The organism is Enterobacter cloacae complex sp. 2022EL-00788 (genome assembly GCF_026627565.1).
GTDB lineage: Bacteria > Pseudomonadota > Gammaproteobacteria > Enterobacterales > Enterobacteriaceae > Enterobacter > Enterobacter pasteurii.
In genome coordinates, this window is the sequence record NZ_JAPNMC010000005.1 from 181,755 (window position 1) to 195,724 (window position 13,970).

A 13,970-nucleotide genomic window follows, 5' to 3' on the forward strand; every position below is an offset into this window, starting at 1 on the left:
GCTATCACCTCGGATTGGCTGGTGGCGATGTTGGAACGGCAGCCGAAGGGACGGCCCCAGGCTGTTTTAAATCGTCCAGTGACTCACTCTGACTTTCGGCGTTTTCATGCAGGATGGCCTGCTCCGCCTGCTGGTTCAGCACTAAAAGACTGATACGACGGTTGATGGCGTCATCCGGCCCGCGGTCGGTAACGCGCATGGTTGCCGCCATGCCGACCACGCGCAGTACCTTGCCATCATCAAGCCCACCCGCCACCAGCTCGCGACGCGAGGCGTTGGCGCGATCGGCAGAAAGCTCCCAGTTGCTGTATCCCTTTTCTCCCGAGGCGTACGGGAAATCGTCCGTGTGCCCGGACAGGCTGATGCGGTTAGGAATGCCGTTCAGCACCGGCGCAATGGCGCGCAGGATATCGCGCATGTAGGGCTCAACGTCGGCGCTGCCGGTTTTGAACATCGGCCGGTTCTGGCTGTCGATGATCTGAATACGCAGACCTTCCTGCACGAGGTCGATCTTCAGGTGCGGGCGCAGCGCGCGCAGTTTCGGATCGGCCTCAATCAGCTGATCCAGATCGCCGCGCAGTTTTTTCAGGCGCGCCTGCTCCATCCGTTTTTTCAGCTCGTCGATGTTGGGCTGCTTTTTGACTTCGCCCTGCTGCTGGGTGTAATCGTCACCGCCGCCGGGAATCGGGCTGTCGCTGTTCGAAATGCGCGGCCCGCCGCTCACCGCCGTTGCCAGCGGGGTTCGGAAATATTCCGCAATCTGGATAAGCTCTTTCGGGCTGGAGATGGAGATCAGCCACATCACCAGAAAGAAGGCCATCATAGCGGTCATAAAGTCGGCGTAGGCGATTTTCCAGGAGCCGTGAGAACCATGTCCGTGCCCCTTATGCTTGCGCTTTTTGACGATGACGATCGGATGGGACTGGTTTTTCATGCGTCCTCAGTTGTCGTCTGTTGGTTTGGGTTTTTCACCGCGCGCACGTGCTCTTCCAGCTCGATGAACGACGGACGTTCGCTGGAGTAGAGCGTCTTACGACCAAATTCGACGGCGATCGGTGGCGCATAGCCGTTGAGGTTAGAGAGCAGCGTAATCTTCACGCACTGCATCATTTTGGTGGTTTCGGCGCTCTTCTGGCGCAGAACGCTCGCCAGCGGGGAGATAAAACCGTAGGCCAGCAAAATACCGAGGAACGTCCCCACCATCGCGTGGGCGATCAGCGCGCCCAGCTCTGCCGCCGGGCGATCCGCCGAGGCCAGGGCATGCACCACGCCCATGACCGCCGCCACGATCCCGAAGGCCGGAAGCGAGTCGCCCACCAGCGCCAGGCTGTTTGCCGGCACTTCGGATTCACTCTCGTGGGTTTCGATCTCTTCATCCATCAGGGCTTCAATTTCGAAGGTGTTCATGTTGCCGCTGATGATCAGGCGCAGGTAATCCACGATAAAATCGAGCATCATCGCGTCGGCAAGAATGCGCGGGTAGCTGGCGAAAATTTCGCTCTCTTTCGGGTTTTCAATGTCCCGCTCAAGCGAGAACATCCCCTGCTGGCGCGACTTCGCCATCAGGCGATAGAGCAGCGCCAGCAGATCCATATACATGCTTTTGGTGTATTTTGAGCGACGAAACAGCAGCGGAATCGCCTTCAGCGTGCCCTTGATCGATTTACCGTTGTTACCAACGATAAAAGCCCCTACCCCTGCGCCGCCGATGATGACAAGTTCAGCCGGTTGATAGAGTGCTCCAAGGTGCCCGCCGGTCATCATGTAACCGCCGAAAACTGTACCGAGAACTACCAGGTAACCTAATAAGATAAGCACGACATCATCCTTCCGCTAGTGACTATGGCAGGACGTTCAGTTCGAGCGCGTTACCGGAACGCAGGGTAAAAAAAAGCAGCGGTAATCGCTTACCGCTGCTGGAATCTTGCCCACAGGTTCGGGTTAAACAGCGTGTTCGATCTGTTCATCCAGCAGTTGTGGAATAATATCGGCAGCATCCCGGGAAAGTTTACGTCTTTTTACGGCCCGGGACGGAGGCTGGCACAAACTACAGGCAAAGCTGCCCGCAGGCTGGTGCGCGTGGGTAATAAAATTGCCGTCGCAGCAGTTGCAGCGCGACAGTTGAAGCATTCCGCTTTCAACAAAACGCACCAGCGTCCATGCGCGGGTTAGCGCCAGCAGGGGCCCTTCTTCCTGCTGTGGGCATTGCTCAAGGTAAAGTTTGTAGGCTCTGATAACGGCATCAACGCCGCTGCATAAGCCCGTTTTAAGCAGGTACTGCCAGGCGTTACAGAACATGGAGGCATGAATGTTCTGTTCCCAGGTCATGAACCAGTCTGTCGAAAACGGCAGCATACCTTTCGGCGGCGGGCTTCCGCGTAATTCTTTGTACAGCTTGATCAGACGACCACGGCTCAGCTGCGTCTCGCTTTCCAGCATCTGTAAACGAGCACCCAGCGTAATGAGTTCCATCGCCAGCTGTATATCACGGGCTTCCTGAACAATGCTTTTTTCGCTCATTGTTAAGCCCTTTTCTTCCGGGCTACGTCATCAGGCTGGCTGATTTCGCTGAGCAGGCGGGTGGAGAGAAGAATACCGGTGTGGATCTGTTGCAGATCGTCCACGCGGGATTCCTGAGTCAGACGCGTAATGGTCTGCGGGTTATCAAAGCGGAACTGGCAAACCAGTTGATTAGTTTCAGCCAGCTTGACCATTTGCGGGAGCGTTAATCCACCCAGCATGGTTGCCATCTCTTCGGTAACACCCAGACGAAACATCGCTGATGCCTTATCCTGACTAATCAAACGCTGCGCGAGCAGTAAATACGACAAATTGATGTCATAAATATGTTTTAGCAACTCGGATGTATGCATTTTTCCCATCCCGAATAACCAACTATTATTTTTATGCGGTTAGACCGCACCCCGTGATGTCGCCGGGAAATCACCCGGTATAAAAAGAAAAGGCTAAATGCATAGTTGAATTAAGGTTTGTACGTCGTAAAGCGCGTGACCGGCTGACATGGCCCAAAAGTCGGTTACACATTTTATCTTTTCTTACAAATAACTAAGATTTTTCCTAATTCGACGCAAACTCTACTCGTCAGTTTTGACACATACAATGCAGCCCCCCCTGAAATTTAAAATAAATGTGATCCACGTCACATAATTTACGCGAATGTAACCTATAAATCCATCAGCACGACTTGTAATTTGTCTATTTTTCGAACAATCGAAGCTGATTTATATTCTTATTGATCGAATACCCATGCAGAGGAATGGCGGATCGGGCACGGAAATTGCCTGCCAGCGTAAACCCGCTGCCCTTTCGCCTTTTGGGTATACCCCTATAGAAAACAGGTGTAGTTTATTAAGTAAAAACAGTAGGTTATCGTCGATAAAAGGAAAGGTAGTTTCGGAGGGTAATTATCGCACCCGCGTTGAGTATCGATTAAGGCGATTTAACAGCACGGAAGGTTAAATGTGTGATTTGCGTTAAGTTGTTAATTATTTTCATTTAGGGCGGGGTTTTAGTTATTCTTCTTATAAGAATAATTAATGAATAATTATGATAAGCTTCACATTTCTGTCGTATGCCCCTCTTGCAGCAGCGCCAGATTCGCGGTAAAGCTGGGAAAACGCGTCATTCTGACATAAAGGAGTGTGTGATGAGTTACTCCCATCTTCTTGTTTCCGTTGCTGTTTCGCCTGAAAGCCACCACCTTGTCGCCCGCGCCGTTTCCATCGCCCGCCCGAACAATGCCCGCATCAGCCTGATCACGCTGGCCGCTGAACCTGAAATGTATAATCAGCTGGCTGCGCCGATGCTGGAAGATATTCGTGAGGTTCTTCAGGAGGAAACGCAGCAATTTCTGCGCGAGCTGGCAGAGAGGGCAAACTATCCCGTTCACCAGTCGGTAATCGCCACCGGGGAGTTAAGCGAACATATTCTCGCCATGTGCAGGAAGGAGAATATTGACCTGGTTATCTGCGGTAATCATAACCAGAGCTTTTTTTCCCGGGCGGCGTGTTCGGCAAAATCAATCGTTTCGTCAAGCCAGGTGGATGTGCTGCTGGTGCCTCTCGGGGGCAGTTAACGCCCCCGGAGAAAATCACGCCAGTTTAGGGAATGTCGCGATCTTTTTTTGCAGGTCACCTTCCTGACTTTGCGGCTGGATCGCGCGCAAATCGTCGATAAAACGCGCCTGCCAGCGGTTAATATCATTCTTCACGATGGTTTCCATCATTTCCGAATGACGTGAAATACGTTCCGCAAGCGGCATGGTTAACGCGCGGTTCAGCGCATTTGCCACGTCATCCCGATCGTACGGGTTTACAATCAGCGCCGAGGTTAACTCGTTCGCCGCGCCGGCAAATTGCGACAGCACCAGCACGCCCGGGTCAGCAGGATCTTGTGCTGCTACATACTCTTTTGCCACCAGGTTCATCCCGTCACGCAGCGGCGTAACCAGCCCGACGTCCGCATAACGGAACACCTTCATCAGGATCTTGCGCTCAAAATGCTGATTTAAATAGAAAAGTGGCGTCCAGCCAAGCTGCCCGTAGCGCCCGTTTATGCGCCCTGCTTCGGTCTCCAGCTGGTGACGAATATCCTGATAGGCCTGAACCTCTCCGCGCGACGTTGGGGCGATCTGGGTATAGCGAATTTTGCCGTGATGCTGCGGGTACTTATCCAGCAGGGTTTCGTAGGCGAGAAAACGCTCCGGCAGGCCTTTGGAATAATCCAGTCGTTCAACCGAAAAGATATTCTTAACGTGCTTAAGTTCATCCTTAAGCTGGGCAAGCTTCGGCGGCAGCGGGCCGGAGGCCTGCTCGGCAATTTCGTCAGGCTCAATGCCAATCGGGTAAACTTCGGTATGGAAGTTCCGTCCCCACGCCGTGTGGGATTTGCCCCCGTGCGTCACCAGCCGCGTTTTACCCGACACGCTGTCGAGGAAGGCCAGCCTGTCGTTTTCCGTCTGGAAGCCCAGCAGGTCGTAATCAGACAGCGCTTCCAGAATCTCATCATGCTGCGGCAGCGCGGTAAAGATCTCCGGCGTCGGGAACGGTATATGCAGGAAGAAGCCGATGCGGTTATTCACGCCACGCTTACGCAGCTCCCTTGCAAAAGGCAGCAGATGATAATCGTGGATCCATAAAATATCGTCTTCTTCGATAAGCGGCAGCAGTTTATCCGCCAGCAGCGCGTTGACGCGCATGTAGCCTTCATAGGACTCACGCTGGAACTTCACCAGATCCAGACGATAGTGAAACGCCGGCCACAGCACGGCGTTTGAAAACTCGGAATAGTATTCATCGTAGTCCTTCTCGCTCAGGGCGAAGGAGGCCCACGTAATATTGCCCCGTGACACCTTTTTTAGCGGTTTCTCATCATTGCTGATTTCCCCGCTCCAGCCAAACCAGAGGCCACCGGCGGCTTTCAGGGCACCTAATACCCCGACCGCCAGGCCACCCGCGCTGGCTTTTTTATCATCCGGCGGTGCGATGCGATTAGAGACGACGACTAAGCGACCCATAATGATTTCTCCCGTTGTTTTGCGCTATTTGTTGTTGTTGCTGGTTAGCGACGTCAGATATCCACTGCCAGACGCTGGCGACGTTTTCCAGACGCCATGCGGCAGTGGTTTCGCCAGGTCCAACCTTGACGGACATGCCGTCGGCCTGGTTTACCACCCCAAACCCGGCCTCGTCGGTCAGGTCATCCCCAAAAAATACCGGCGTGCGCCCCCTGAACGGCGGCTCCGCCATGAACGCCGCAATGGCAGCGCCTTTGTTAATCCCTGCTGGTTTAATCTCGACCACGCATTTACCCGGCTGAAGCGCCAGCTCCGGATGGGCGTCCGCCACGCTTCGCGCCACCGCAAAAATAGCCGCCTCATGATGGGGCGCCTGACGGTAGTGCAGCGCAAAGGCCATGCCTTTGGCTTCCAATTCAGTACCGGGAAGCATTTCCAGAGCCGAAGTGAGTTGCGCATGCAGCGCCTGAATCAGCGTATCGGGGAGTGAAACTATATGCAGTTGATCATGGATATCGCGGCGCTCCGCTCCGTGTACACCGGCCAGCGGAAAGTGATAAGGACTGGCGAGCACGTCCAGCTCGGCCATTGAGCGCCCTGAAATCAATGCCAGTGCCCCCTCGTTCAGTCGGGAGAGCTGCTGCAAATTCTCTAACACCGTATCCGGTACTACAACGTCATCGGGATGCGGTTCAATCCCGGCGAGCGTCCCGTCGAGGTCAAAAAAGAAAGCAAATTTTCCGGGCAGTACAGGCGGTGCGGTTAACAGGTCAGCCACCCTAATCCTCCTTACGGTTAGCAAAACAGCCATGTAAGTATAGACAGTGTGACGGCGCTCGCCATTTAGCAACCGGCCCGTCAGCGAAACTGGCGGGCCGGTCTGGGGGTCAACTATGGTTAATAGTTGAGCATTGCGGTGTTGAAAAAAGAATCAAACGGTACGCTTCGCTTTTTGCTTGTAACGGTCGAAGATCACCGCTGCCAGCAGGATCAGGCCGCGTACGACGTACTGAGAGAAAGGTGAAATATTAAGCAGGTTCATCGCGTTCTCCACGGTCCCCAGAATCAGGATACCCGCCACCACATATGAGATTTTTCCGATGCCTCCCTTGAGGGAAACGCCCCCCAAAACGCACGCAGAAATGACAATCAGCTCATATCCGATAGAGGTCATCGGCTGACCGCTGGTCATGCGGGACGCCAGAATAATCCCTGCCGCCGCCGATACCAGCCCGGAAAGCACGAAGATGATGATTTTGGTTCGCACGACCGGGACGCCCGCCAGGCGCGCCGCTTCCTCATTACCGCCAATCGCCAGGGTGTTACGGCCAAAGGTGGTGCGATTAAGCAGGAAACCGAACAGGATCAAACAGGCTACCGTCAGCCAGATTGGCGCCGGCAGGCCCAGCCAGTTGGCATAGCCCAACGTGAAGAAACGCTCGTCTTCAATCCCAACCGCCTTACCGTCGGAGATGATATAGGCCAGACCGCGCACGATCTGCATGGTTGCAAGCGTCGTGATCAGGGCGTTGATCTTCAGGCGCGCAATCACAAACCCGTTCACCAGGCCGCTCAGGACGCCGAGCATCAGCCCGGCAAATACGCCGATCCACAGGCTTTCGGTCATGTTGATGACCACGGCGGTGGTGACGCCGGCACAGGCAATTACCGAGGCGACCGACAGGTCAAAATCGCCGGAAGCCAGGCAGAACAGCATGCCGCAGGCCACCATGCCGGACATGGAGATCGCCAGCCCCAGCCCCTTCATATTAATGAACGTGGCGAAGTTCGGCACAAAAATTGCGCAGGCGACGAACAGGGCGGCAAAGACCACCAGCATGCCGTACTGGTCCCAGATGCGGCCAAAACTGAAAGCCGACTTCGGCGCTCCGGATGTAGTAACAGAGGACATCATTGACTCCTTACTCAGGCGACAGCCTGGCTAACTTTAGGCATGGCGAGACTCAACGCCTGTTGTTCATTCGCCTGTTCATGCAGCAATTCACCGGCAATTTCACCTTCGCGCATCACAACGATGCGGTCGGCGACGCCCAGCACCTCGGGCAGATCGCTTGAAGCGAACAGCACCGCCACGCCGCGTTTTGCCAGTTCATAGATGACGTTATAGATTTCGTGTTTGGCCCCCACGTCGATACCGCGCGTTGGCTCGTCCAGCAAAATGACCTTCATGTCTTCCGACAGCCAGCGGCCCAGAATGGCCTTCTGCTGGTTGCCGCCGGAGAGGTTCATGATCAGCTGTTCAGCGCCGGGGGTTTTGATGTTCAGCGAACGGATATGGTGCTCCGCGTTGCTCGCCTCCCAGCCGTCGTTAATCAGACATCCCGCGCGGATGAACTTGCGCCGGGCAGAGATGTTGATGTTGTCGCGCACCGAGTGCACCGGGATGATGCCCTCGGCCTTTCGATCCTCCGGACAGAGCATGATGCCCGCGTTAATAGCATGCGCGGGCTTCTGAATATCGACCTTTTGCCCGTCCACAAACACCTGCCCCTGGGTAATGCGCGTGCCGCCGAACAGCCCTTTCATCAGCTCGCTACGCCCTGCACCGACGAGACCAAACAGCCCGACGATTTCCCCGCTGCGAACCGTGAGCGAAATGGGCGTGCGCACTCCCGGCGCTTTGACGTTATCCAGACGCAGACGCTCCGGGCCGTACTCGCGCGGTTTCCAGTGGTAAATATCCCCCAGATCGCGTCCAACCATCGCCTGCACCAGCTGGTCATGATCGACCTGCTGCATATCGCTGAAGGTGCGCACGTAGCGGCCATCCTTAAATACGGTGATGGCATCGCTTAAGGCAAAAATCTCTTCCATACGGTGAGAGACATATAAGATGACGCGGCCTTCCCTGCGCAGCTCGCGGATCACGCGAAAGAGGTTTTCAATCTCGCGCGCGGAGAGCGAGCTGGTCGGCTCGTCGAAAGCGATGATCTTGGCGTTGCGCGCCAGCGCCTTGGCAATTTCCACCATCTGCCACTGGCCGATGGAGAGATACTTAAGGGGCGTTTGCGGATCGACATCCAGCCCGAGGTGTTTCAGCTGCAGGCCCGCTTCATAGTTCAGCAGCGAGCGGTTAACCACGCCGCTTTTGTGCGGAAGCTGGCCCAGATAGATGTTCTCCGCCACGGTCATCTCAGGAATAAGGTGCAGCTCCTGATAGATGATAGCGACCCCGGCGTTTAGCGCCGCCGTGGTGTCGGCAAAGGCCACCTCTTCGCCACGCAAGGCCAGCGTGCCGGTGGTGGGCGTGTAGTTGCCGCTGAGTATTTTTAACAGCGTGGATTTTCCCGCGCCGTTCTCCCCCATCAGGGCGTGAACCTGTCCGGCATAGCAGTCGAAGCTGATATCGGTCAGCGCGTTTACGCCGGGGAACGTTTTACCGATGCCGCGGAAAGAGAGGTACGGATCAGACTGTTGCATAACGACTCCGTGATTCCTGTAGTGTGTACGTCTGGCCCCTCACGGCGCGTAAGGGGCACAATCACAGCGTATTACTTACCGCCCAGTCCTTTTTTCGCCAGCTCCTCTTTGAAATTATCGCGGGTGATCAGCACCACGTCGGTCACTTCGGTGAATTTCGGCGGTTCAACCCCTTTGGTCACCCAGTTGTAGAGCATCTCGCTGGATTTATAGCCGTGTACGTCCGGGCTCGGCAGCAGAGAGCCGTAGAAGCCGGTCGCCTGCGCCTTGGAGAGTTCGCTCACCGCGTCAACGCCGTTGATGCCGATACCGATCACGTCCGGCGCCTTAAAGCCCTGACCTTCGGTTGCGCGCACGCCACCCAGCACGGTGTTGTCGTTCATGCCGACCACCAGCCAGTGCTTCACCTCAGGGTGCTGAACGAGCATGGAGTTCGCCGCATCAAAGGCGCCGGGGATATCGTTAGATTTGGTAGGCACTTTGTAGATCTGTTTTTCCGGGAAACCTGCGGCTTTCAGCGCGTCCATGGACCCGGTGGTACGACGACGCGCGGTATCCAGCTCGTCCGCGGTGATGGCCATGACGGCGGTCTCTTTTACATCCCAGCCGCGTTTCTGCATCTCTTTATAGAGCTCCTGGCCCTGACGCTCGCCGATTTTGGTTGCCGCCATCATTACCAGCGGTACGGTATCCATCGGCTTGCCTTTGGCATTCACGAACTGATCGTCCACGGCGATCACTTTCATATCGTAGCCGCGCGCTTTCGCGGCAATGGCGGAACCCAGTTTGGGATCCGGCGTACAGATAACGAAACCTTTCGCGCCGCTGGCCGCCAGGCTGTCGATGGCGTTCAGCGTTTTCTCACCGTCAGGCACGGCGATTTTTATCACCTCAAAACCTAAATCTTTCCCGGCCTTATCAGCAAATTTCCATTCGGTCTGGAACCACGGCTCTTCAGGCTGTTTGACCAGAAAACCGAGCTTTAAATTTTCAGCGATAGCGGATTGTGACATAACGGCAGCCAGGCCGATGGCCGCCAGCGCTTTAGTAAATTTGTGCATGGTAAACTCCAGCTTTAGCATTCTTTTCTGTAGGGAATAATGACGAACGTCTTATTTAATCGGACTTAAAACAAGGCATTAGCGCCTACCTCGTCATAAGCGTTAGTGCTGGTGATAGTTTTAGCGGGAAATTAATCATCCATAAGAGAGCGCCATCACACCGCAGAATTACAGTAATTGCGTACATAAATTCAGCGGAAAATGACATAAAAATGGGCAGAATTGTCCTACAAATAGCAGGGGATTAAGCAGAATAATCCATAAGGTCAGCTAAGGAGTCCCTGTTAACCGGACGCGCGGGCGCCCGGTGGGACGTTTACCAGGGGTAATAGATGTGTTTGGCATGCTCGCGGACGGGAGCGTCGTCTCCCAACAAACGCGCGGAAAGGGCCAGCGCAAAGTCAAAAGCGTGGCCAAGGCCTTTGCCGCTGATCAGGTTGCCGTCCTCCACGACCGGGGCATCCACGTATTCTCCGTCCCGTACGGTTTGCCATAAGTCACCGGAACAGACGTAGCGCCGCCCCTTCAGTAACCCGTTGCCGCCCAGGACTCGCGCCGCCGCGGAGCAGATTGGGCAGATCAGCCTGCCGCTCTCGTCATGCGCGGCAACAAAGCGGATAACGTCGCGGTCGGCCGCAAGATTCATGCTCCCCTGCGGACCGCCGGGTAACACCACCGCGTCATACAGCGTGTCGATGCGCTCCGCTAGCGTACCGTCTGCGACCATGGGAATGTTGTGATAGCTCACCACCGCCCGCGACGCCGCGCAGGCCAGCGTTTCTACCTCAATCTGCAGGCGACGCAGAATATCAATGGTGATAATTGCCTCTGCCTCTTCAAAACCAGGTGCCAGCAGCACCGCAACCTTAGCCATCGTAAACCTCAGCGAATGAAAGAAGATAAAACATCGTTTCATTTTCATCATTTACCGGATGGCAATCTTACGACGCGATCACAGAACGGTATATTTAATAAAAATTGATTTAGCTCAAATTAGCAGCGGCAGGATATATTCATGAATATTAAATCCATTTTAACTCTTTCACAGAATTTCTCGCCAAAGAACGTTTCCCGAAACGACAGAAATTAGCGGAATGTTATTATAAATTACTAATATCAACAGGTTAACTGATGGTACATTTGTTTACCTGTTTATAATTCTCAACTATATTTAATTTTGTAATGTATGGTAAACACAGCCTAATTAAGAGTTTTCTTAAGCGAAAGAGAAGCGTATGCTTATTCGTATCGAACACAGGAAGTGAATATTCGAACGCTTACACCTTGCAGAAAATTTATTCTGCCATTCAGTCGTCAATACCTGCCGGGTCAGGTTAAGTAGCGGACATCATGTCCAACAGTCAATAAGGATATTAGTATGACTACCCCAACGATGATGCAAAAACTCAACGCCCAGATGAACCTGGAGTTTTACGCTTCCAATCTGCATCTGCACCTTAGCGCGTGGTGTTCCAGAAAAAGCCTGAACGGCACTGCTACCTTCTTTCGTTCACAGGCGCAAAGTAACGTCACGCATATGATGCGCGTGTTTAACTTTTTGAAGGCGCTTGGTGCCAATCCCACCGTCAAAGAGCTTGAAACGATTGAAGATAACTACTCTTCACTGGAAGAACTGTTCCAGAAAACGCTGGAAGAGTATGAGCAGCGCTGTGCAAGGCTGAGCAAGCTGGCCGATGAAGCCATGGCGCAGCAGGACATCGCAACCCTCAAATTCTTACGTGATATGGATAAAGAGCAGCAGCAGGATGGCATGCTGCTGAAAACGCTCGCAGATGAGATCCGCAATGCAAAACGCGCGGGTCTTGGTCTGGAGCAGACGGACCGCCATCTTCTCGACCTCGCCACCGTTCAACACCACTAAGCCCGTCTCGCCCGCTTCCGCCCGGAAGCGGGTATCAACTGCCTGCTTTTGCTGACATTTAACAAATCCGATCTCGCTCCCAATGAATAACCACACAACGTGTAATGATTTGTTAATTACAATCGTTGACGAGGGAGCAGCATGATCACCATTGAGTTTATTGTCATTATCCTCTGCCTGCTGACGGGCACACGCTTCGGCGGCATGGGGCTTGGGCTGATAAGCGGCATCGGCCTGTTTATTTTGAGTTTCGTTTTCGGGCTACAGCCCGGTAACCCCCCGGTGGACGTAATGCTCACCATCCTTGCCGTCATCGGCTGTGCCGCCACGCTCCAGACCGCCGGTGGCCTGAATGTGATGATGCAGTTTGCGGAGCGCCTGCTGCGTAAACATCCGCAGCACATCACCCTTCTCGCGCCGTTTACCACCTGGATGCTGACCTTTCTCTGCGGAACCGGTCACGTCGTCTACACCATGTTTCCCATCATTGCGGATATCGCGCTAAAAAAGGGCATTCGCCCGGAGCGGCCAATGGCGGTCGCCTCGGTGGCGTCTCAGATGGCCATCACCGCCTCCCCCGTCTCCGTCGCCGTCGTGTCGCTGGTTTCCATTCTGGGTGCGCAGCACGGTATTGGCCACGGGTGGGGGATCCTCGAAATCCTGGCCGTCTCCGTGCCGGCCTCGCTGTCCGGCGTTGCCATTGCCGCGCTGTGGAGCTTACGCCGCGGAAAAGATCTGGCAGACGATCCGGAGTTTCAGGAAAAGCTGAACGATCCGAAACAGCGGGAGTTTATTTATGGTGGAACGGAGACGCTGATGAATCAGCGCTTCCCGAAACAGGCTTACTGGTCAACGTGGATCTTCTTCGCCGGTATTGCCGTAGTGGTGCTGCTGGGGGCGCTGCCAGCGCTGCGTCCGGCGTTTGAAATCAAAGGCAAAATGACCGCCCTGTCGATGAACCTTGTCATACAGATGATGATGCTGATTGCCGGTGCCGTAATGCTGATGACCTGCAGGGTAAATGCGTCGGCGATTTCAAACGGGGCGGTGTTTAAGGCGGGGATGGTCGCGATCTTCTCGGTGTTTGGCGTGGCGTGGATGAGCGATACCTTTTTCCAGGCGCATCTCGACGAGCTGAAAATGGCGCTGGAGGGGATAGTGAAAAGTCATCCGTGGACGTACGCCATCGTGCTGTTTCTGGTTTCAAAACTGGTCAACAGCCAGGCAGCGGCCTTAACCGCCGTCGCCCCGATGGGATTGATGCTGGGTATCGACCCGAAAATGCTGGTTGCCTTCTTCCCGGCGTCGTACGGCTACTTCGTGCTGCCAACCTATCCGAGCGATCTGGCGTGTATCGGATTCGATCGTTCCGGCACGACCCGCATCGGTAAATTCATCATCAACCACAGCTTTATCGTGCCGGGGCTGATTGGCGTGAGCTGCGCCTGCGTGGTGAGCTATCTGCTGGTGCAGACGTTCTTCTGATCTTTCTGCGGGCGACAGGCTCTGTCGCCCTTCGGCGTAAAATCAGCAAGGGTGTCTGATTTCGGTTTACCTAGTGCGATTCACCCTGCGGCGTGAAGCGCAGCTCAATCAGGGCGATAGCTTTCTGGATTGCGCGGAGCGTAACCGGGTCAGCCGCGGCGGGGTGGTTGGTGAAATCGATGTTTTTCAGCTGGGTCGACATCTTTTCGCGTACTTCTACCGGTGCGATAACGTCAATTACGTCAAGGATCTGTTTGATGACCAGCTGGCAGGCGACGACGTCAGATACCAGTTCCTGATCGGCGCTCAGGTTTTGTGACATGGGGATTCTCCTTATTCAAAGGCCGCCATAGTAGCAAAACAGAGGCCCTTCCATCTCCCTCTCGTCGTACGCAGACGTAAAAAAACCTGCCGAAGCAGGTTTTTTTATCAGAACATCGCGCCCGGTGGGACGTCTTTGAAAGTTGTGCAGTAATTAGCCCACATGCTTTTCAGGATTTTGCGCAGTTTCATCGTGTTGCTCCAGTAACGTGTAATGCAGGTGTTATTGTCGATACGCTTATAA

Annotated in this window: 15 protein-coding genes; 3 read left to right on the forward strand and 12 right to left on the reverse strand. The window is 54.5% G+C overall.

The window, feature by feature from the left end; all coding sequences use genetic code 11:
- Positions 1–4 precede the first annotated feature (4 nt).
- The 4 genes from motB to flhD form a co-directional block, all read right to left on the reverse strand.
- Positions 5–934 (reverse strand): flagellar motor protein MotB, encoded by a 930-nt coding sequence (gene motB, locus OWK27_RS09770; protein WP_148418102.1) that lies wholly within the window; start codon positions 932–934, stop codon positions 5–7.
- The gene (gene motA, locus OWK27_RS09775) at positions 931–1,818 is read right to left on the reverse strand and encodes a flagellar motor stator protein MotA (protein WP_003859696.1); all 888 of its coding nucleotides are present in this window, start codon (positions 1,816–1,818) and stop codon (positions 931–933) included. Before motA ends, motB begins: the two co-directional genes overlap by 4 nt.
- 123 nt (positions 1,819–1,941) lie before the next feature.
- Entirely contained in the window at positions 1,942–2,520 is a 579-nt protein-coding gene (gene flhC, locus OWK27_RS09780; RefSeq protein WP_148418103.1) for a flagellar transcriptional regulator FlhC, read from the reverse strand.
- A 2-nt stretch (positions 2,521–2,522) separates the two neighbouring features.
- Entirely contained in the window at positions 2,523–2,873 is a 351-nt protein-coding gene (gene flhD, locus OWK27_RS09785) for a flagellar transcriptional regulator FlhD (protein ID WP_209007143.1), read from the reverse strand.
- 794 nt (positions 2,874–3,667) lie between these two features.
- Here flhD and uspC point away from each other — a divergent pair.
- Entirely contained in the window at positions 3,668–4,096 is a 429-nt protein-coding gene (uspC, locus tag OWK27_RS09790) for a universal stress protein UspC (RefSeq protein WP_148418105.1), read from the forward strand.
- A 15-nt stretch (positions 4,097–4,111) separates the two neighbouring features.
- Here uspC and otsA read toward each other — a convergent pair whose 3' ends face one another.
- From otsA to OWK27_RS09820, 6 genes are all read right to left on the reverse strand, one after another.
- Positions 4,112–5,536 (reverse strand): alpha,alpha-trehalose-phosphate synthase, encoded by a 1,425-nt coding sequence (gene otsA, locus OWK27_RS09795; RefSeq protein WP_148418106.1) that lies wholly within the window; start codon positions 5,534–5,536, stop codon positions 4,112–4,114.
- Entirely contained in the window at positions 5,511–6,314 is an 804-nt protein-coding gene (gene otsB / locus OWK27_RS09800; RefSeq protein WP_176610019.1) for a trehalose-phosphatase, read from the reverse strand. The genes otsA and otsB overlap by 26 nt, the downstream gene beginning before the upstream one ends.
- Positions 6,315–6,467: 153 nt before the next feature.
- Positions 6,468–7,448 (reverse strand): arabinose ABC transporter permease AraH, encoded by a 981-nt coding sequence (araH, locus tag OWK27_RS09805; protein WP_176611195.1) that lies wholly within the window; start codon positions 7,446–7,448, stop codon positions 6,468–6,470.
- Between the two features lie 14 nt (positions 7,449–7,462).
- Positions 7,463–8,977, reverse strand: a complete 1,515-nt coding sequence (gene araG / locus OWK27_RS09810) for an L-arabinose ABC transporter ATP-binding protein AraG (RefSeq protein ID WP_252003935.1) — start codon at positions 8,975–8,977, stop codon at positions 7,463–7,465.
- Positions 8,978–9,048: 71 nt separating this feature from the next.
- Positions 9,049–10,038 (reverse strand): arabinose ABC transporter substrate-binding protein AraF, encoded by a 990-nt coding sequence (gene araF, locus OWK27_RS09815; protein ID WP_017384422.1) that lies wholly within the window; start codon positions 10,036–10,038, stop codon positions 9,049–9,051.
- A gap of 316 nt (positions 10,039–10,354) precedes the next feature.
- A complete protein-coding gene (locus tag OWK27_RS09820) occupies positions 10,355–10,912 on the reverse strand; it encodes a DJ-1/PfpI family protein (RefSeq protein ID WP_267590310.1) in 558 nt (185 codons plus the stop codon).
- 504 nt (positions 10,913–11,416) lie between these two features.
- Between OWK27_RS09820 and OWK27_RS09825 the strand changes: the two genes are divergently transcribed.
- A complete protein-coding gene (locus tag OWK27_RS09825) occupies positions 11,417–11,920 on the forward strand; it encodes a non-heme ferritin-like protein (RefSeq protein ID WP_148418110.1) in 504 nt (167 codons plus the stop codon).
- 141 nt (positions 11,921–12,061) lie between these two features.
- Complete coding sequence (locus OWK27_RS09830; RefSeq protein WP_267590311.1) at positions 12,062–13,405, forward strand: anaerobic C4-dicarboxylate transporter; 1,344 nt, start codon at positions 12,062–12,064, stop codon at positions 13,403–13,405.
- A gap of 70 nt (positions 13,406–13,475) precedes the next feature.
- Here OWK27_RS09830 and OWK27_RS09835 read toward each other — a convergent pair whose 3' ends face one another.
- Positions 13,476–13,727, reverse strand: a complete 252-nt coding sequence (locus tag OWK27_RS09835; RefSeq protein ID WP_003859683.1) for a DUF2766 family protein — start codon at positions 13,725–13,727, stop codon at positions 13,476–13,478.
- 107 nt (positions 13,728–13,834) lie between these two features.
- On the reverse strand, positions 13,835–13,918 hold the full coding sequence (gene azuC / locus OWK27_RS09840; RefSeq protein WP_003859682.1) for a stress response protein AzuC: 84 nt from the start codon (positions 13,916–13,918) through the stop codon (positions 13,835–13,837).
- Positions 13,919–13,970: the final 52 nt, after the last annotated feature.